We start from the raw sequence: 19988 nt of genomic DNA on the forward strand, positions 1-19988 counted from the left end.
CCGGGCCGCATTCAAATAGCGTCGACGCCGGTTTCGCCGGTTCTGATCCGGACGACTTCCTCGACGTTGGAAACGAAAATCTTTCCATCGCCAATGCGCCCTGTTTGCGCGGCATTGCGGATCGCGTCGATGACGGCCTCGACATTTTCATCGGCCAGCACGACTTCAACCTTCACTTTAGGCAGAAAGTCGACCACGTATTCGGCGCCGCGATACAGCTCCGTATGGCCCTTTTGCCGTCCAAAACCCTTGGCTTCCGTGACCGTTATGCCTTGCAGTCCTACTTCCTGAAGGGCTTCCTTCACTTCGTCCAGCTTGAAAGGCTTTATGATCGCTTCGATCTTTTTCATGAGAAAATTTCTCTCCGCTTCCCTCATTGATGCAGGTAACACCTGTTTGCCCTGCGTTGATGCACTTACCGTGCCAATTTGGTCCGCGAATTGCGAAAAAAACAGAAAATCACCCGCATTGCCGAAACAGTTTTGCCTAAACCCGGGCAAAACACCAGAGCTAAGTGCCTATTTTTTGTGAGAATTAGGTGGATTGAATTTTTTGCCGATTTTAACGATTGCGCAGATTTTTTGCATAAATTCATGCCATTTCGATAGGCAAATGCACAATAAATATCCAATATTAATTTCCTTGACGCCATTGCCGTTTGCTGCGGCTTTCGATTTGATATTTGCATGATGCAAACATCTTTTCATCACCTGATTTCTCCCTCTTCCATGGCCCTGGTGGACCGCGATGCCGCCAGCTCGGGTATCGATAGTTATGGTTTGATGCGCAAAGCCGGTTCTGCCGTGGCGGCAGCGGTACTCCGGCTTTTCCCGCAGGCGCTGAGGGTGGCGGTGCTATGTGGGCCGGGAAATAATGGCGGTGACGGCTATGTCGCCGCCCAGGCACTGCGGAGATCAGGGGTTTCTGTTCAGGTCTTTTGCCTGGGCGAACCAGAAAAGCTGAAGGAGGATGCGGCTCGGGCTTTTGCGGACTACCAGGGCAAGGCCGAACCGCTGGCGCTCTATGATCCCCAGAAGGGCGATCTGGTGGTCGATGCGTTGTTCGGGGCTGGACTGGCGCGCGACCTGCCTTTGCCAGTATTGGGGCTGATCGAGCGGATCAACCGGGCCGGCATTGATGTTCTGGCGGTCGATTTGCCCTCTGGTGTTGATGGCCGCACGGGGCAACCCCGCCCGGTGGCGTTTCAGGCGGTCCATACGGTGACATTCATGGCAAGAAAGCCGGGACATGTGCTGCTGCCGGGACGTTTGCTCTGCGGCGCAGTGGAGATCTACGACATCGGCATTCCGCGTCGCATCGTTGGTCGACATCGAGGGGAGGTTACCGTCAATCATCCCGACTTATGGGTGCATCTCCTGCCAAAGGTCTCCGGTGCCAGCCATAAATTCACCCGGGGCCATCTCACGGTGTTTTCCGGTCCCGCCAGCGCAACAGGCGCCGCCCGGCTGTCCGCCATGGCTGGGTTGAAGGCCGGGGCGGGGCTGGTGACGCTGGCCTCACCGGCCAGTGCGGCCCTTGTCAATGCCGCCCAGACCACTGCCGTGATGGTGAAGACTGTCGATGATCTTGACGACCTTGAAGACTATCTCTCCGACCAGCGGATGAGCGCCTTCGTTCTCGGACCCGGTTTCGGGATTGGCGATAAGGCACGGGCATTTACCCTCTCGTTGTCCAAACGCAGGCTGGTTCTCGATGCCGACGGTATTTCCTCTTTTAGGGAGCAACCAGACGAACTGTTCCATGCATTTTCCGGCGATGAAACCCGCTTGGTCCTGACGCCGCATGAGGGCGAATTCGCTCGTCTGTTTGCTGATATTGCCAGCGACAAGACGCTGGGCAAAGTCGAAAAGGCCCAGGCCGCTGCCAGAAAAGCCAATGCGGCCGTGGTGTACAAAGGTGCTGACACAGTGATTGCCGCCCCCGATGGCCGGGCGATGATCAACGAAAATGCGCCGCCCTGGCTTGCCACAGCCGGTTCTGGCGACGTGTTGGCCGGGATCATCGGCGGACTGTTAGCGCAAGGCGTTCCCACTTTTGAGGCAGCGGCGGCAGGTGTCTGGCTCCATGCTGAGACGGGAGCAAGGCTTGGCGTGGGATTGACAGCAGAGGACCTGGCTGCGGGAGTGCGGCCCTTTTACCAAGGCTAAAACACCAGCGCCCAGGCTAAAACACCAGCATCATGGCGACACGGCGAAGTGGATTGAGGCCCTTCGACACTTCCGCGGCAAGAATCTCCTTCAGCCGGGCGGGACAGGCGTCCCCCTCAACGGCTTGAAACCCAAGAGAGGAATAAAAGGGTGCGTTGAAAGGCGCAAAACGGTCTGTTGTCAGCGTCGAACCCAGGAGATGTCTGGTCCGTCCTTCATTGACCAGAGCGTTTATGAACCGCCGTCCAATTCCCCTTCGCTGCCATTGCGGATGGACATCCACTTCTCCAATGTGCAGCCATCCCTCGCTGATATAGCCCCCAGCATATCCGACCGGATTTTCCGTTCCATCGAAAGCCGCCAGAAGCAGACCGGCATCGAGATACACTTGCAATTCCTCGTCGCTGCTTGCAGCAGGGTCGCCTGTTACGGCCCCAGCAGCCCGAAGGGTTTCGAACGAAGCCAATTCCACATTTCGCAAATTGCAAAAATGCTGCCTAGTCGCGGGACCGATATGGATCGTATCAGAAGGGTCGCCGATGGGTTCCGTCATCATCAGACCTTTAGATCGATAGAGCTTTCTGAAGCAATTGCGCGCCGTTTGGGGCATTGACCTTGCCGCCCGTGATGAAAAACGCAAAGACATCGCGTGGCTTTTTATCCGCGATCCGTTGCGGGGCGATCAATGGCAAATCCTGCGGCACACCGCCTTCGGCATAGGCCGAAAACCGCTTCGCCCAGTCCTTCACCTGAGCTTCAGGATAGCAGGTCTTGACCTCATCTGTTCCCTTTTGCAGCCGGGCGTAGACGAAATCTGCGGTGACATCGGCAAACATCGGATAATCGTGGTGGTCGGCACAGACTGCGGCGACGCCGTGACGCTCTAGCATGGTGATGAAATCTGGCGTCTGGAACGAGGGATGGCGCGGCTCGACCACATGCCGCAGCGCCAATCCATTGAGGGTTTTCGGCAGGAGCGACAGAAACCCCTCGAAATCCTCAGGTTCGAACTTTTTCGTTGCCATGAATTGCCAGAGAATAGGGCCAAGATGGTGACCCAGTTCGGCAATACCCTGGTTCAGGAACTTTTCGATAGACGGACCGGCCTCCGCCAGGATCTTGCGATTGGTGCAGTAGCGGCTGGCTTTCAGGGAAAAGACGAAATCGTCAGGCACGTCAGAGGCCCACTTGGCGAAGGTTTCGGGCTTTTGGCTGGAATAATAGGTGCCATTGACTTCGATGGCCGTGAGCTGGCGACTTGCATGTTCCAGCTGCCGTTTCTTCGGCAGCTTTTCAGGATAGAACGTGCCTTCCCAAGGCTCGAAAGTCCAGCCGCCGATGCCGGTGCGGATTGTGCCTGCGGTCATCTGCCCACTCCTTGCTGATCGCTATTCTGCGGCTTCTTCATCGGGCGGCGCTCCAGCAATTCCCTGAGGAAATGGCCGGTATAGGAAGCCTCGACTTTGACGATCTCTTCCGGCGTGCCTTGGGCTACGATCTGGCCGCCGCCATCTCCGCCTTCGGGGCCAAAATCGATGATGTGATCGGCGGTTTTGATCACTTCGAGATTGTGCTCGATGACCACGACGGAGTTGCCTTGATCGACCAGTTCTTGAAGCATTTCCAGAAGTTTGGCAACGTCATGGAAATGCAGGCCGGTTGTGGGTTCATCAAGGATATACAGCGTGCGGCCCGTCGATTTCTTCGAGAGTTCCTTGGCGAGCTTGATGCGCTGGGCTTCACCACCCGACAGTGTATTGGCCTGTTGCCCTACCTTGATATAACCAAGGCCGACATCAAACAGCGCTTGCAGCTTGTCGCGCACCGCAGGTACTGCCGAGAAAAACTCGACACCTTCCTCGACCGTCATGTCCAGCACGTCGGCAATCGACTTGGTCTTGAAGGTCACATCAAGCGTTTCGCGATTATAGCGTTTGCCATGGCAGACGTCGCAGGTGACATAGACATCCGGCAGGAAATGCATTTCGATCTTGATGACGCCATCGCCCTGGCAGGCTTCACAACGTCCGCCCTTGACGTTGAAGGAAAAGCGGCCGGGCTGATAACCGCGCGCCTTGGCCTCCGGCAGACCGGAAAACCAGTCGCGGATCGGGGTAAACGCGCCGGTATAGGTGGCGGGGTTGGAGCGCGGCGTGCGGCCAATCGGCGACTGGTCGATATCGATCACCTTGTCGATGAATTCGAAACCATCGATCCGGTCATGATCGGCCGGGTTCTCCCGCGCGCCCATCACCCGTCTTGCCGCTGCCTTATACAAGGTCTCGATCAGGAAGGTCGATTTGCCGCCGCCTGAAACGCCGGTAACGGCGGTAAACACACCAAGTGGAATGGCCGCTGTGACATTCTTCAGATTGTTGCCCCGGGCGCCGATCACCTTGATCTGCTGGCCCTTCTTGGGCTTGCGCCGCGCTGGTGGCACTTTAACGCCAAGCTCGCCGGTCAGATATTTGCCGGTCAGGGATTTGCCATTCGCCATGATGTCCTGCGGACTGCCCTTAGCGATCACCTGGCCACCATGAATGCCTGCCGCAGGCCCGATATCGACCACATAATCGGCGGCCAGAATGGCGTCCTCGTCATGCTCGACGACGATTACCGTATTGCCGATATCGCGCAGGTGTTTGAGCGTATCGAGAAGCCGGGCATTGTCGCGCTGATGCAGGCCAATCGACGGTTCATCCAGCACATAAAGCACGCCGGTCAGGCCTGAACCGATCTGTGAGGCAAGCCGGATACGCTGGCTTTCACCGCCTGACAGCGTGCCGGAATTGCGCGAAAGGCTGAGATAGTCCAGCCCGACATCATTGAGGAAGCTCAGACGCTCGCGGATTTCCTTGAGAATGCGAACGGCGATTTCATTTTGCTTGTCGGTCAGCAGACCGGGCAAAGTCTCGAACCAGCCGCCAGCAACCCGGATCGACATTTCCGTCACCTGGCCGATATGCAGACCATTGATTTTCACCGCCAGCGCTTCCGGTTTCAGCCTGAAACCCTTACAGGCAGGGCAGGGCGCGGCGGACATATAACGCTCTATTTCTTCCCGCGCCCAGGCGCTGTCGGTTTCCTTCCAGCGGCGTTCCAGGTTCGGCACGATGCCTTCGAAGGTCTTTGTCGCGCTATAGGAACGTGCGCCATCGGCGTAGTGAAACTCGATCTTTTCTTCCGTGCCATGCAGGATGGATTTTTGTGCCTCAGTACTCAGATCCGACCATTTGCTGGTCAGCTTGAAGCCGAAAGCCTTGCCGAGGCCTTCAAGGGTTTGATCATAATAGGGAGAGCTGGATTTTGCCCAGGGCGCAATCGCGCCGTCCTTCAGCCGCTTGTCGGCTTCGGGAATGATCAGCGCTTCATCGATCTTCTGTTGGAAACCGAGGCCGTCGCAGGTCGGGCAGGCGCCGAACGGATTGTTGAAGGAAAACAGTCGAGGCTCGATTTCCGGAATGGTAAAGCCGGAGACCGGGCAGGCGAATTTTTCCGAAAACAGCACCCGCTCATGCGTTTCGTTCAGCGATTTATTGGCGGAGCCGCCAGCCGATGTTTCATTGGCCGGCAGGGGCTTGTCGGCAAATTCGGCGACGGCTAACCCATCGGCAAGGCGAAGGCAGGTTTCCAGGCTGTCGGCCAGCCGCGAGGCCATGTCGGCCCGCACCACGACGCGGTCGACGACGATGTCGATATCGTGCTTGTATTTCTTGTCGAGGGTGGGTGCCTCGGCGATTTCGTAGAACTGGCCATCGATCTTGACGCGCTGGAAGCCCTTCTTCATCAACTCAGCGAGTTCTTTCTTGTACTCGCCCTTGCGGCCCCGGATCAGCGGCGCAAGAATATAAAGCCGCGTCCCTTCCTCAAAGGCCAGGACGCGGTCGACCATCTGGCTGACGGTCTGGCTCTCAATCGGCAGGCCGGTGGCTGGCGAATAGGGCACGCCGACGCGGGCAAACAGCAGGCGCATATAATCGTAGATTTCGGTGACGGTCCCGACCGTCGAGCGCGGATTGCGCGACGTGGTCTTTTGCTCGATGGAGATTGCCGGGGAAAGGCCCTCGATCAGGTCCACATCAGGCTTCTGCATCATTTCCAGGAACTGCCGGGCATAGGCCGACAAGCTCTCGACATAGCGGCGCTGGCCCTCGGCATAGATCGTATCGAAGGCCAGCGACGACTTTCCCGAGCCGGAAAGGCCGGTCATCACGATCAGGCTGTTGCGCGGCAGATCAAGGTCGATGCCCTTGAGATTGTGCTCGCGCGCACCACGGATGGAAATCGTCTTCAATTCGCTCATAACAAAACTCGGTTTGGGAGAGAGCCGCAGGCGGGAATGCCGCTCCTTATTTAGTCACTGCTGCCGTCCTGTCGAGACGGGTGGGTCGATTCTGCGTTCGATTCCGCCAGAGTTGACGACATCATACAAATTTATTAGAACAAATAAAGAACATATTTTGCCCTGGATTCTTCGCTGTGGATTACAGGCGATCTGGCTGCCCTTAATCGACAGGGATAGGATAAGGTTAAAATTGATTGGATTTGTAAGCCGCCCCATGGTGGCAGCGAGGTGAGTATCATGGCTGGAAGCGTCAACAAGGTTATTTTGATCGGCAATCTGGGCGCGGACCCGGAAATTCGCCGTACCCAGGACGGTAAGCCGATTGCCAACCTGCGCATCGCCACGTCTGAATCCTGGCGCGACCGGAACTCCGGCGAGCGCAAGGAAAAGACCGAATGGCACAGCGTGGTGATTTTCAATGAAGGTCTCTGCAAGGTTGCCGAACAATATCTGAAGAAGGGTGCGACCGTTTATATCGAGGGCCAGCTTCAGACCCGCAAATGGCAGGACCAGAACGGCAATGACCGTTACTCGACGGAAATCGTCCTCCAGGGCTTCAACTCGACACTGACCATGCTCGGTGGCCGTGGCGAAGGCGGCGGTGCCGCCCGTGGCGGCAGCGATTTCGGCGGTGGCGGTGGTGGCTACGACGACTATGGCTCGGCCCCGGCCCGCAGCGGCGGCGCATCCTCGGGCGGTGGTCGCGGCGCCAGCGCGCCATCGGGCGGTTTCTCCCGCGATATGGACGATGATATACCGTTCTGATTTCCGGCTTTCAGTTAAAGCCTTTTGGTCCAGGCGCATCCTCATTGGGATGCGCCTTTTTCTTTATGACTGAAGGCCTCAGAGGTGAAATGCCGCTTTGATGCCGTCAACGACGAATTGAACGGATAGAGCGGCAAGGATGACGCCGAGCAGGCGGGTCAGGATGGCCCGCCCGGTGACGCCCAGAAAGCGATCAAGCCGATCGGCGATCACCAGGGCCAGCAGTACGACGCCGATGCAGAGCGCGATGACCAGGATCAGTTCCGTGCGCTCTACCGGGCCAGGCAGGGCCCCGGCCAGCAGGATGGTGGCTGAAATGGCGCCAGGACCAGCGATGAGCGGCAAAGCCAGCGGGAAGACGGCGATATTGTGCATGTGATCGCGGGTAATCGCGTCTTCCGAGGTCTTTTCCTTACGCTCCTGGCGTTTTTCGAAAATCATCTCGAAAGCGATGGCAAACAGCATCAACCCACCCGCGATGCGGAACGCGCCGATGGAGATGCCAAGCGCTTCAAGAATGCTGGCGCCGAAAACAGCAAAGACCGCCAGGATGCCAAAGGCGATGGCCGCGCCGCGCAAGGCTACTTGTTTGCGTTGCTGCCGGGTCATGCCTCGGGTCAGACCAAGAAACAACGGTGCCAGACCCGGCGGGTCGAGCGTCACCAACAGGGTGGTGAAGGCATTGAGGAGAAGTTCGACATTGGTCATGGATGTTCTCCTGTTTCTGTTTGGGTAAAGGCCACAGATTGCGTGAAACTGGGGCGCGAGAGAATCCTTTACCATATCCTGGCCGTTGGAGAGTGATTTCCGGCGCGTGGAGGCAAGGTCAAGCCACCAGTGACGGTCATTCGGGCAGATAGCGCCCGCGGGTTCAAGAAATGCCTTGTCATAGCCGCAAAAGCCTGTTCAAAACCTCCCAGCAAATTGGCGCGGAAAGGGGCTTTCCGCTATAAAATCCCTAGTGATTCTAACAGGCGTGACCCGTTTTGACTGAGCAAAGCACACCCGGCGGTAAAATGCCGTCCGATATCGAACCCATTTCGATCATGACGGAAATGCAGCGGTCGTATCTCGATTACGCGATGAGCGTAATCGTCAGCCGCGCACTTCCCGACGTCCGCGATGGTTTGAAGCCCGTTCATCGTCGCATCCTGTTTGGCATGTCCGAGCTGGGTATCGACTGGAACAAGAAATATGTGAAATGCGCCCGTGTAACCGGCGACGTGATGGGTAAATTCCATCCGCACGGCAACTCGGCGATCTATGATGCGCTGGCCCGTATGGCGCAGGATTGGTCGTTGCGGCTGCCGCTGATCGACGGTCAGGGCAATTTCGGCTCCATCGATGGCGATCCGCCAGCGGCGGAACGCTATACCGAGTGCCGCCTGCAAAAGGCCGCGCATTCGCTGCTGGACGATCTGGACAAGGACACGGTCGATTTTCGTGACAACTATGACGGCACCCTGTCCGAGCCTGTCGTCGTGCCAGCGAAATTCCCTAATCTTCTCGTCAATGGCGCCGGCGGTATCGCTGTCGGTATGGCGACGAATATTCCGCCGCACAATCTGGTCGAAGTCATCAACGGCTGTATCGCGCTGATTGAAAACCCGGCTATCGAATTGCCGGAGCTGATGCAGATCATTCCCGGTCCCGATTTCCCGACCGGTGCGCTGATTCTGGGCCGTAGTGGCATTCGCTCGGCCTATGAGACCGGACGCGGTTCGGTGATCATGCGCGGCGTGGCGCGGATCGAGCCGATGCGTGGCGACCGCGAACAGATCATCATCACCGAGATCCCCTATCAGGTGAACAAGTCGACGATGATCGAGAAAATGGCCGAATTGGTGCGCGACAAGCGTATCGAGGGCATTTCCGATCTGCGCGACGAATCCGACCGCCAGGGCTACCGCGTCGTGATCGAGCTGAAGCGCGATGCCAATGCGGACGTGATCCTCAACCAGCTCTACCGTTATACGCCGCTGCAAAGCTCGTTCGGCTGTAACATGGTGGCGCTGAATGGCGGCAAGCCGGAGCAGTTGACGTTGCTCGACATGCTGCGGGCTTTCGTCAGCTTCCGCGAAGAGGTTATTAGCCGGCGAACGAAGTACCTGTTGCGCAAGGCGCGTGACCGCGCCCATGTGCTGGTTGGTCTTGCCATTGCCGTTGCCAATATCGATGAAGTCATCCGGTTGATCCGCCAGGCGCCGGACCCGCAGACGGCGCGCGAGCAGTTGATGGAGCGCCGCTGGCCGGCATCCGACGTGGAAAGCCTGATCCGGTTGATCGATGATCCGCGCCACAGGATCAATGAGGACAACACCTATAACCTGTCGGAAGAGCAGGCTCGCGCCATCCTTGAATTGCGTCTTGCCCGCCTGACGGCCCTTGGCCGTGACGAAATCGACGAGGAATTGAACAAAATCGGGGCGGAAATCTCCGATTATCTCGATATTTTGTCGTCTCGGACCCGGATTCAGACCATTGTTGTCGATGAGCTTGTCGCGGTGCGCGACGAGTTCGGCACACCACGCCGCAGCCAGATCATGGAGGGCGGTCCTGACATGGACGATGAGGATCTCATCGCCCGTGAAGACATGGTGGTGACCGTTTCGCATCTCGGCTATATCAAGCGCGTTCCGCTGGTCACCTATCGCGCCCAGCGTCGCGGCGGCAAGGGCCGCTCCGGCATGGCGACACGGGACGAGGATTTCGTTACCCGGCTATTTGTTGCCAATACCCACACACCGGTTCTGTTCTTCTCGTCACGCGGCATTGTCTACAAGGAGAAGGTCTGGCGTCTGCCGATCGGCACTCCACAGTCGCGTGGCAAGGCGCTGATCAACATGCTGCCACTGGAGCCAGGCGAGCGGATCACTACGATCATGCCGCTGCCTGAGGATGAGGCAAGCTGGGATAATCTCGACGTGATGTTCTCGACGACTCGGGGCACCGTGCGCCGTAACAAGTTGAGCGACTTCGTCCAGGTCAACCGCAATGGCAAGATCGCCATGAAGCTCGAAGAAGAGGGTGATGAGATCCTCTCCGTCGAAACCTGCACGATTGACGACGATGTGCTGCTGACCACGGCTTTGGGCCAGGCGATCCGCTTCCCTGTCGATGAAGTCAGGGTGTTTGCCGGTCGCAATTCCATCGGCGTTCGCGGCATTTCCTTGCAGCCGAACGATCGTATCATCTCGATGACCATTCTCAGCCATGTCGATGCCGAGCCATGGCAGCGTGCGGCCTATCTGAAGCGTTCTGCTACCGAGCGCCGCGCCATTGGCGTGGACGAGGACGACATCGCACTGGTTGGTGAAGAGGTGGGCGAAATCGGCGATCTAACCGAGGAGCGTTATCAGGAACTGAAGGCACGCGAGCAATTCGTGCTGACGATTTCCGAACGTGGTATCGGCAAGCGCTCGTCGTCCTACGATTTCCGCACATCCGGCCGTGGCGGCAAGGGCATACGTGCCACCGACACATCGAAGACGGCAGAAATCGGCCAGTTGGTCGCCGCCTTCCCGGTCGAAGACAAGGACCAGATCATGCTGGTCTCAGACGGCGGTCAGTTGATCCGCGTGCCAGTCGATGGCATTCGCATCGCCAGCCGCGCCACCAAGGGCGTGACGATCTTCAATACCGCCAAGGATGAAAAGGTCGTATCGGTCGAGCGCATCAATGAGCCGGAAGGCGAAGAGGATGGCGAGATCGCCGCGGAAGATGTGATCGCTACCGATCCTGCACCTCAGACGGACAGTGAAAGCTGATTGAGGGTTTTACATTTTAAAATCAAAGCCATGGCAATAATTGTTGCCATGGCTTTTTTTATGGGTTCGGTACAGCCCATCGTTTAGGGAAGACAGCAACAGCCGTGGTTTCCTGGTTGTCTCAGGTCTCTTTATTACCCGGATCACCCGGCTTTTCACCGATGAGATCAATGAATGCCCGAAGCGGTCTCGGCATGAATCTATTCGAAAAGTAGAGACGAGGACCGTCGAAGGGTGGCGACCATTCATCGAGAACGGGTTCAAGCTCCCCGGTCTCCAGATAGGGTTGAAGCCAGTTTTCGAAAGTACCGATAATTCCGCAGCCAGAGCAGGCCAGGGATATGGCGGCAGATGCGGCATCGACGCCCAGGATCAGACGGCCCGGCGGATCTATGGTGATCGCTTCGTTATCTTTTTCGAACTCCCATAGCACCAGCGCTCCACTTGAAAAACGCAAGCGGATACAGTCATGGGCGACCAACTCTCGCGGATGATTGGGCGTGCCGCGTTTCTTCAGGTAGGACGGTGCAGCGGCCAGCACGACCCGCTGCTGTCTGGGACCAATCGGTATGGCAATCATGTCCTGCGCCAGATGCTCCCCATACCGTATCCCCGCATCGCAGCCAGCGGCTGTGATGTCGACAAGCCGGTCATCCACCATGATTTCCACCCTTACCTCAGGATAACGGCGCAGGAACCGGTCGATCAGCGGCGGCAAAATATCGACCATGACCGCCCCGGTGACATTCAGCTTCAACAGACCACGGACTTCCTGCCGAGTATTCATGGCGTCGAGTAATGCCGCTCGCGTTTCACGGAAGACCGGAGCTAAACGCTCAACCAGGGCACGGCCCGCCTCTGTTGGAGCGATTGATCTGGTCGTGCGGATCAAGAGTGGAGTGTTCAGTCTTTTCTCAAGCAGCGCAATCTTGTCGCTGATGGTTGAGGGCGAAAGACCAAGCCGTTTGGCCGCAGCTCTAAATCCGCCTGCGTCGCAGACTGCGAGTAACACGGTGAGGTCATCAAGATAAAGCTGATCTGCATTGTTCGGCATACCGGACAAGCTATCCGTATTGCAGGTGATTTTCAATCACCAGAGCCGAGACTAGATGTCGTTGGGTGAGAGCAATCAAGGAGAAAAACAATGCCCGTCCAACTGCAAAATGCCTCGCCCTCCAGTCCGTTTGCCTCGTGGAAAGGGCAACATGCTGGCATACGCGTGCCTGATTTCGCTGCGTGTGTCGCCTGGTATCGAGAAAAGCTCGATTTCAGATTGGTTCAGTCGATGACTTTTGGCGCCACCACATTCGGATTTCTCGCGCCCGCCGTCGATAATGGGTTTCGCCTCGAAATTCTCGCCAATCCCAACGGTATTGAGCGGCCCGCTTACACGGACCTTCCAGACAGCCATAAGATCATGGGGTGGCATCATATCTGCTTCAGCACGGATAATCTGCATGACAGCGTGGATGAGTTGAAGCGCCGGGGTGTGGCAATGGTCAGCGAACCCATTGATGTCAAAGAACTCGGTATCCGTTTTGTGTTCCTTGCTGACCCATGGGGCAATCTGTTTGAGCTTATGCAGCCTCTCCAGGACCCAAGCGATAATTGATGGATAAGGACGCTTGCCTATAGCGGCTTTAGTCTCCGCAGCCGGAGTGCGTTGGTCAGCACGAAGACGCTGGACAGTCCCATCGCACCGGCGGCGAAGATCGGCGATAGCAATGTTCCATTGACGGGGTAGAGCAGACCAGCCGCCAGCGGGATCAGCAGGACATTATAGGCAAAGGCCCAGAACAGGTTCTGGCCGATATTGCGGATCACCGCCTTGCTGATGGCGATGGCACGCGCCACGCCTTGCAGGTCGCCGGACATCAGCACGACATCGGCGCTCTCGATGGCGATATCGGAGCCGGTGCCAACTGCGATGCCGATATCGGCGGAAGACAGGGCCGGGGCATCGTTGATGCCATCGCCAACGAAGGCGAGCTTGCTTCCATCCTTGCGAAGACCGGCAATCGCCGCCACCTTACCGTCGGGCAGAACCTCAGCAATCACCGTATCGATGCCGAGTCGGGCGGCGATGGCCTCGGCGGTGCGGCGGTTATCGCCGCTGATCATCGCCACCTTGAGGCCAAGGTCGTGCAAGGCGCGGATTGCCGCCGGTGTGCTTGCCTTGATCGGGTCGGCGACGGCCATCAGAGCGGCGACTTTGCCATCAATTGCCAGATAGAGCGGGGTTTTTGCGTCCAAACCGAGCCGTTTGGCGTCCTCGGCAAATGCGGAGAGATCGATGCCATGCCGGATCAGCGCCCGGTCGGCACCAACAAGCACCTGATGGCCGGAGACGATGCCGGTGATACCGTAGCCCGGCTCTGCGACGACGTCGGTTGCGATCTGGTGAGGGGCCTGTTCAGCCTCGGCAGCGGCCAGGATGGCTTTGGCAATCGGGTGTTCGGAGCGCGCCTCAAGGCTGGCTGCAAAGGACAAGATGTCGGCACGGGAAAAGCCCTCTGCCATTACCAGATCGGTCAGTTCCGGTCTGCCTTCGGTCAGCGTGCCGGTCTTGTCGAGAGCGACGATTGACACATCGCGCAGGCTTTGCAAGGCTTCGCTTCTGCGAAACAACACGCCCAACTCGGCGGCGCGGCCGGTGCCAACCATGATCGAAGTCGGTGTTGCCAGCCCCATGGCGCAGGGGCAGGCGATGATCAACACCGCAACTGCATTGACCAGCGCATAGCTGAGCGCAGGCGCAGGGCCGAGCAATAGCCAGAGAATGAAGGTGAGCAGAGCCGCCGCGATCACAGCAGGTACGAACCAGCCAGTAATGCGGTCCACCATCCCTTGAATCGGCAGTTTCGAGCCTTGGGCGGTTTCCACCATGCGGATGATCTGGGAGAGAAGCGTGTCGGCGCCGACCTTGGTGGCGCGAAACCGGAAAGCACCGTTTTTGTTGATGGTACCGCCGGTCACCGTGTCGCCATCCGCCTTTTCCACCGGTACCGGCTCACCGGTAATCATCGATTCGTCGATAAAAGAGCGGCCTTCGATCACCACGCCATCAACAGGAAGTTTTTCGCCTGGGCGGATTTCCAGGACATCGCCAACGATAACCGCGGCAATGTCGAGATCGATAGGCTTGCCGTCCCGGATCACCCTCGCTGTTTTGGGGCTGAGACCGATCAGCCGTTTGATGGCATCGCTGGTCCGGCCTTTGGCACGGCTTTCCAACGTGCGCCCCAGCAGGACCAGCGTGACGATAACGGCTGCCGCCTCAAAATAGACGTTTACGGTGCCCTGCGGCATCAGCCCCGGTGTGAACGTGGCAACCAGCGAATAGCCGTAGGCTGCGGATGCGCCCAGCACCACCAGAGAATTCATATCTGGATGAAGGCGAATGAGGTTTGGCACACCACGGCGAAAGAATGTCAGGCCGGGACCAAACAGCACCAGCCCGGCCAGCAAGGCCTGAAGCACCCAGCTGGTCTGCATGCCAAGCGTGTTCATCACCCAGGAATGCAGGGCGGGAATGAGGTGCGAGCCCATTTCGATGATGAAGATCGGCAGCGTCAGGAGAAAGGCAACCACAGTCCTCTGCGTCAGGCGATGCGTCTCATCGGCGCGCCGGTCGGGCAGGGGTTCGAGGGAGGATGGTCCTTCCGGGTTGGCGGGTTTGCGGACATGATAGCCAGCCTGTTCCACGGCAGCCACGAGGGTCTGCCTATCCGTCTCTGCGGTGACGGTCACGGTGGCGCGTTCGGTTGCCAGATTGACCGCAGCTAAACTGACACCCGGCACGGCGGCCAATGCCTTTTCCACGCGCCGCACACAGGAGGCGCAGTTCATGCCGTCGATGTCCAGTTCGCGAGTTTCGATACGCGGCGTGTAGCCGGCCTGTTGAATGGCTGCCAGTACGGCGGCGAGATCCGGCTGCTGCGAAAACTGCACGCTGGCCTTTTCACTGGCCAGATTGACCGAGGCGGACGATACGCCCGGCACGGCGGCAATCGCCTTTTCGACCCGCCGCACGCAAGAGGCGCAATTCATGCCATCGATGGCGATGGTGGTTTCAAGGGTGTTGCTGGCATTCATCGGTCTGGTTCCTATCCGGCTGCCAGCCATAGATAAGGCTTCCCACTATGGGAATGTCAAGGCATGAACTGGAGAAATCTCAAGATTGCGAGATCGGCAGAATGCAATCTCCGGTCTGCCGTTTGAGGCGCATCGCCGCAGATTGACTTAAGTCAAGGTTTCAAAGGGCGGGACGTGAAAAACCTCTGATAACGAGAGGTGCCGTCATGAATAGCAATGGGATAGAAACACGACCGGATGTCGAGCGTTTCACCGCCGAGCCAGTGAATTCCGCAAAAATTCGCAGGCCGCTCTATGAAGCCCGCAAGAAGATCTTTCCAAAGCGCGCTTCGGGCCGTTTTCGGCAGTTTAAATGGTTGATCATGGCCATAACACTTGGGATCTACTATCTCACGCCCTGGCTGCGCTGGGATCGCGGTGCCTATGCCCCGGATCAGGCAGTGCTGATCGATCTGGCGCATCGGCGGTTCTACTTCTTTTTTATCGAGATCTGGCCACAGGAGTTTTTCTTTGTCGCGGGCCTGCTGGTCATGGCTGGGTTTGGCTTGTTCCTGGTCACGTCCGCAGTCGGACGCGCCTGGTGCGGCTATACCTGTCCGCAGACGGTCTGGGTCGATCTGTTTCTGGTGGTCGAGCGCTTTCTGGAAGGCGACCGCAATGCGCGAATCAAGCTGGACAGCGCGCCGTGGTCTCCATCGAAGATCTGGAAACGAGGTGCCAAGCATGTCACCTGGATCATCATCGGCGTGCTGACCGGCGGCGCGTGGATCTTCTATTTCGCCGATGCACCGAGCCTGCTGAAGGAGTTCGTCACCGGTCAGGCGGCTGGCGTTGCCTATGTCACCGTCGCCATCCTCACCGCCACGACTTATGTATTCGGCGGACTGATGCGCGAGCAGGTCTGCATCTATATGTGTCCATGGCCGCGCATTCAGGGCGCCATGCTGGACGAAAAGTCGCTGGTCGTGACCTATAATGACTGGCGCGGCGAACCACGGACCCGCCATGCCAAGAAAGCCGCCGCAGCGGGTGAGTCTGTCGGCGATTGTGTCGATTGCAATGCCTGCGTGGTGGTCTGTCCGATGGGCATCGACATCCGCGAAGGCCAGCAGTTGGAATGCATTACCTGCGCGCTATGTATCGATGCCTGCGATGGGGTTATGGATAAGCTTGCCAAGCCGCATGGGCTGATCGCCTATGCGACACTGGAGGAATATCAGTCCAATATGGCGCTGGCGACTGATAGTGGTACAAGGCCAATCGATCCCGATCGGGTCCGCAAGGCCGATGGCAGCTTTGTCGATTCCATCAGGCATTTCGATTGGCGGGTAATTTTCCGGCCCCGGACCTTGCTATATACAGTTGTCTGGTCCGCCGTCGGCGGCGGCCTGTTGTTTGCATTGATGACCCGCGACCGGCTGGACATCAACGTGCTGCATGACCGCAATCCGCAATATGTGCTGGAATCGAACGGCGCGATCCGAAACGGCTATACGGTGCGGCTGCTCAACATGATCCCGCAACCGCGCGACCTGACGGTCACGCTGGACGGCCTTCCCGACGCCACCATGAAGGTCAATGGCATGCAGGATCAGCCCGGCCGGTCGATAACTGTTACGGCGGAACCGGATGAGGCAACCACGCTGAAAATCTACGTCACTCTTGCCGGTCGTGATGTGACGGAGGCCTCCGAGCCGTTCCGCTTTATCGTCAGTGATCCGAATTCCACCGAGCAAGCCATCTACAAGGCCACATTTAACGGACCGGGCAACGGATCTGGAGAGAAAAAATGAGTGCTGAAAGCCCAAAGACCTTTGTTTTCACCGGCTGGCATATGCTGGCGTCGATCTGCTCTTTCTTTGGGGTGATCATCACCGTCAACCTGACCATGGCCTGGTATGCGGGCCATAGCTGGAGCGGCATGGTGGTGCAAAATACCTATGTCGCCAGCCAGCAATTCAACGACACGACAGCGCAGATCCGCAAGCTGCTGGATACCGGCATCCAGGGAACGATGACGATAAAGCAGGGGGCGATTACCTATGATCTCGCCATTCCCGGCAAGGGTCCTGTCATCGCCGATCAGGTGGTCGCCAATTTCAAGCGCCCGGTTGGTGAGCATCAGGATTTCACCGTTATGCTGACGCCAGCCGGTCCCGGGCACTTCACGGGCGATCATCCTGTCGATGACGGCCATTGGATTGTTGAGACCATTGCAACGCGTGACGGGCAATTGGTCATGCATGAAGCCAACCGGATGGCTGTCATCGGGGGTGAAAAATGAGTTGCTGCGCGGCGGGCTCGGAAGCGGCCCTCGACCTGGAACGCTCAGGGGCGCTGCTGCCATCCTCGGAAGAAATCCGACTGGCAAGCCGGGATCTGGGCGAGGGGTTGACCCAGGTGGATTTCAGCGTGCCCGGCGTCTATTGCGGCGCCTGCATCACCAAAATCGAGACGGCCTTGAAACGTCTGCCTGTTGTCGAGCGGGCCCGCGTCAACCTCTCCACCCGGCGCGTCGGTGTCGTCTGGCGGGCAAGGATTGCTGAAGAGGGGCCGTTCATCGACAGGGACGCAGGCCCGGTTATGTGCGATAGCGGCTTCGATCCGGTGGAGCTTGCGCGCACCATCGCTTCCGCCGGCTATAGTTGCCACTTGTTCACACCCCAGGATCTGGCGTCCGATCTGCTCTTGAAGCAATTGATCCGGGCCGTCGCCGTTACCGGCTTTGCCGCCACCAATATCATGTTGCTGTCGGTCTCCGTCTGGTCCGGCGCGGATGCATCGACGCGGGATCTGTTCCACTGGATTTCGGCACTGATTGCCGCCCCGGCCCTGATCTATGGCGGACGGTTCTTCTATCAATCGGCCTGGACTGCGCTACGGCACCGGCGCACCAATATGGATGTGCCGATTGCCATCGGCATCTCGCTTTCCTATTTCTCGTCGCTGTGGGAAACCATTCATCACGGCGAACATGCCTATTTCGATGCGACGGCGTCGCTGCTGTTCTTCCTGCTGATCGGCCGGGCGCTGGACCATATGATGCGCGACCGCGCCCGTTCGGCGATCAGCGGCCTGGCGCGTCTCAATCCGCGTGGCGCCACCGTTGTCGGCGCAGATGGCAGCCGGGAATACCGGCTGGTCGATGATATCAAGGTTGGCGAACATGTCGCCATCTCCGCTGGCGAGCGTATCGCGCTAGATGGCACCGTCATCGCCGGGACCAGCGATCTCGATGTCTCCATCGTCAATGGTGAAAGTGCGCCGCAAACCGTCGGACCCGGCGATGCCGTACAGGCGGGAACGCTCAGCCTCACCGGATCGCTGACGGTCAAGGCGACAGCGCAGGCACGCGATTCCTTCCTCTCGGAAATCATCCGGCTGATGGAGGCGGCTGAAGGGGGCAAGGCGCATTATCGCCGCATCGCCGACCGGGCCTCGCAGCTCTATGCGCCCGTCGTTCATCTGCTGGCTCTGACCTCTTTCATTGTCTGGGGGCTTTATGACGGCGACTGGAAACATGCGCTGATGGTGGCGATTGCCGTGCTGATCATTACCTGCCCTTGCGCATTGGGTCTGGCCGTGCCGGTCGTGCAGGTGGTGGCAGCGGGAAAGCTGTTCCAGCGCGGCATCATGGTCAAGGACGGCTCGGCAATGGAACGCCTGGCCAAGGTGGATGCCGTCGCCTTCGATAAGACCGGCACGCTGACACTTGGCCGCCCCATGCCCGTCGATATCAACAGGGCCAGCCCCGGCATGATCTCCATCGCCGCCGGGCTTGCTGCCCATTCCCGTCATCCGCTGTCACAGTCCCTGTGGCGCAGCGCCTCGTCCAATTACGCAGCCGGGGCGATCCGCAATTTCTCCGGTGTGACGGAAATTCCAGGTAGCGGCGTCGAGGCGGTCACGGCGGAAGGGTGCTACCGGCTCGGAAGCCGCCGCTTTGCGCTCGGCTCAGGCGAGGGCGAGGCCGATGGTCCAGCTTTGTCGGAAGTCATTCTTTCGCTGAATGGTTACAGTCTCGGGTGTTTCCGCTTCGAAGACAGTCTTCGCCCCAGCGCAGCGGAGGTTATTGCCGGGCTTCAGGCTGAGGGCATGAGGGTCACGATCCTGTCGGGAGACAGGAGGCCGGTGGTGAAGGCGCTTGCGGCAAGACTTGGCGTGGATGCGGCAGAGGCGGAGCTTTCGCCGTCCGGTAAGGCAAAATTTTGCGCGTCAGCGGACGAGGCCGGGCAGCATTTGCTGATGGTGGGCGATGGCATTAATGACGCGCCGGCGCTATCGGCGGCCTATGTCTCCATGGCACCGGCCACAGCAGCCGATGTCGGGCGTCAGGCCGCCGACTTTGTCTTCATGCATGACGGGCTCGATGCCGTGCCTTTCGCCATAAATGTCTCCCGCCGGGCAGGGCAGTTGATCCGCGAGAATTTCGTGCTGGCAATCGGCTATAACGTGCTGGCCGTGCCGGTCGCGTTGCTGGGCTATGCGACACCGCTGATTGCCGCCATCGCCATGTCGACCTCCTCGATCATCGTGGTGGCCAATGCGCTGCGGCTAAACGGGTTGGGCGGATTTACCCGCAAGACCGACGCTCATGCCCTTCAACCGGCATCGAGCCACAAACCGCTGAGAATAGCCGCATGAACATGCTGATCTATCTCATTCCCATCGCACTTTTGATGGGTGGCATCGGCCTTGCGGCCTTTCTCTGGTCGCTGAAAAGCGGCCAATATGAGGATATGGATGGCGCGGCATGGCGCGTCATTACTGACGACGACGACCATCCCTGATTATTGATTTGCCAATCATTTATGCATCTGCCGTCACGCATCCTTGTCTGTGCCATTT

Annotated in this window: 15 protein-coding genes; 8 read left to right on the forward strand and 7 right to left on the reverse strand. The window is 58.4% G+C overall.

Going from position 1 to position 19988, the window contains the following annotated elements; all coding sequences use genetic code 11:
* Positions 1-11: 11 nt before the first annotated feature.
* Complete coding sequence (locus V6582_RS19195) at positions 12-350, reverse strand: P-II family nitrogen regulator (RefSeq protein WP_015916113.1); 339 nt, start codon at positions 348-350, stop codon at positions 12-14.
* 336 nt (positions 351-686) lie between these two features.
* Here V6582_RS19195 and V6582_RS19200 point away from each other — a divergent pair, with 336 nt between their 5' ends.
* Positions 687-2168 carry an NAD(P)H-hydrate dehydratase gene (locus V6582_RS19200; protein WP_156630688.1) on the forward strand — a complete coding sequence of 494 codons (1482 nt, stop codon included), beginning with the start codon at positions 687-689 and terminating at the stop codon, positions 2166-2168.
* Positions 2169-2184: 16 nt separating this feature from the next.
* Here V6582_RS19200 and V6582_RS19205 read toward each other — a convergent pair whose 3' ends face one another.
* From V6582_RS19205 to uvrA, 3 genes are all read right to left on the reverse strand, one after another.
* Positions 2185-2640 carry a GNAT family N-acetyltransferase gene (locus V6582_RS19205; RefSeq protein WP_337739173.1) on the reverse strand — a complete coding sequence of 152 codons (456 nt, stop codon included), beginning with the start codon at positions 2638-2640 and terminating at the stop codon, positions 2185-2187.
* Positions 2641-2731: 91 nt separating this feature from the next.
* On the reverse strand, positions 2732-3535 hold the full coding sequence (locus V6582_RS19210; protein WP_156630690.1) for a DUF72 domain-containing protein: 804 nt from the start codon (positions 3533-3535) through the stop codon (positions 2732-2734).
* A complete protein-coding gene (gene uvrA / locus V6582_RS19215) occupies positions 3532-6471 on the reverse strand; it encodes an excinuclease ABC subunit UvrA (RefSeq protein WP_156630691.1) in 2940 nt (979 codons plus the stop codon). The genes V6582_RS19210 and uvrA overlap by 4 nt, the downstream gene beginning before the upstream one ends.
* Positions 6472-6750: 279 nt before the next feature.
* Here uvrA and V6582_RS19220 point away from each other — a divergent pair, with 279 nt between their 5' ends.
* On the forward strand, positions 6751-7278 hold the full coding sequence (locus tag V6582_RS19220) for a single-stranded DNA-binding protein (protein ID WP_070150734.1): 528 nt from the start codon (positions 6751-6753) through the stop codon (positions 7276-7278).
* A gap of 78 nt (positions 7279-7356) precedes the next feature.
* On the opposite strand, the gene V6582_RS19225 is transcribed toward V6582_RS19220, so the two are convergent.
* Positions 7357-7986 (reverse strand): MarC family protein, encoded by a 630-nt coding sequence (locus V6582_RS19225; protein ID WP_156630692.1) that lies wholly within the window; start codon positions 7984-7986, stop codon positions 7357-7359.
* Positions 7987-8264: 278 nt separating this feature from the next.
* On the opposite strand from V6582_RS19225, the gene gyrA reads away from it, so the two are divergent.
* A complete protein-coding gene (gyrA, locus tag V6582_RS19230; RefSeq protein ID WP_156630693.1) occupies positions 8265-11045 on the forward strand; it encodes a DNA gyrase subunit A in 2781 nt (926 codons plus the stop codon).
* A gap of 121 nt (positions 11046-11166) precedes the next feature.
* Here gyrA and V6582_RS19235 read toward each other — a convergent pair whose 3' ends face one another.
* The gene (locus tag V6582_RS19235) at positions 11167-12099 is read right to left on the reverse strand and encodes a LysR family transcriptional regulator (RefSeq protein WP_156630694.1); all 933 of its coding nucleotides are present in this window, start codon (positions 12097-12099) and stop codon (positions 11167-11169) included.
* A 90-nt stretch (positions 12100-12189) separates the two neighbouring features.
* Here V6582_RS19235 and V6582_RS19240 point away from each other — a divergent pair, with 90 nt between their 5' ends.
* Positions 12190-12657, forward strand: coding sequence for a VOC family protein (locus V6582_RS19240; RefSeq protein ID WP_156630695.1), 468 nt, complete (start codon positions 12190-12192; stop codon positions 12655-12657).
* Positions 12658-12674: 17 nt separating this feature from the next.
* On the opposite strand, the gene V6582_RS19245 is transcribed toward V6582_RS19240, so the two are convergent.
* Complete coding sequence (locus V6582_RS19245) at positions 12675-15140, reverse strand: heavy metal translocating P-type ATPase (RefSeq protein WP_156630696.1); 2466 nt, start codon at positions 15138-15140, stop codon at positions 12675-12677.
* Between the two features lie 206 nt (positions 15141-15346).
* Here V6582_RS19245 and ccoG point away from each other — a divergent pair, with 206 nt between their 5' ends.
* The 4 genes from ccoG to ccoS are packed head-to-tail and all read left to right on the forward strand — an operon-like array spanning position 15347 to position 19930.
* Positions 15347-16933: a cytochrome c oxidase accessory protein CcoG gene (gene ccoG, locus V6582_RS19250; protein WP_156630697.1), complete on the forward strand. Its 1587-nt coding sequence runs from the start codon at positions 15347-15349 to the stop codon at positions 16931-16933.
* Positions 16930-17424: a FixH family protein gene (locus V6582_RS19255; protein ID WP_156630698.1), complete on the forward strand. Its 495-nt coding sequence runs from the start codon at positions 16930-16932 to the stop codon at positions 17422-17424. The genes ccoG and V6582_RS19255 overlap by 4 nt, the downstream gene beginning before the upstream one ends.
* Positions 17421-19784 carry a cation-translocating P-type ATPase gene (locus V6582_RS19260; RefSeq protein WP_156630699.1) on the forward strand — a complete coding sequence of 788 codons (2364 nt, stop codon included), beginning with the start codon at positions 17421-17423 and terminating at the stop codon, positions 19782-19784. Before V6582_RS19255 ends, V6582_RS19260 begins: the two co-directional genes overlap by 4 nt.
* A complete protein-coding gene (gene ccoS / locus V6582_RS19265) occupies positions 19781-19930 on the forward strand; it encodes a cbb3-type cytochrome oxidase assembly protein CcoS (RefSeq protein ID WP_015916125.1) in 150 nt (49 codons plus the stop codon). The genes V6582_RS19260 and ccoS overlap by 4 nt, the downstream gene beginning before the upstream one ends.
* Positions 19931-19988: the final 58 nt, after the last annotated feature.

This window comes from Agrobacterium vitis (assembly GCF_037039395.1).
Classification (GTDB): Bacteria; Pseudomonadota; Alphaproteobacteria; order Rhizobiales; family Rhizobiaceae; genus Allorhizobium; species Allorhizobium vitis_E.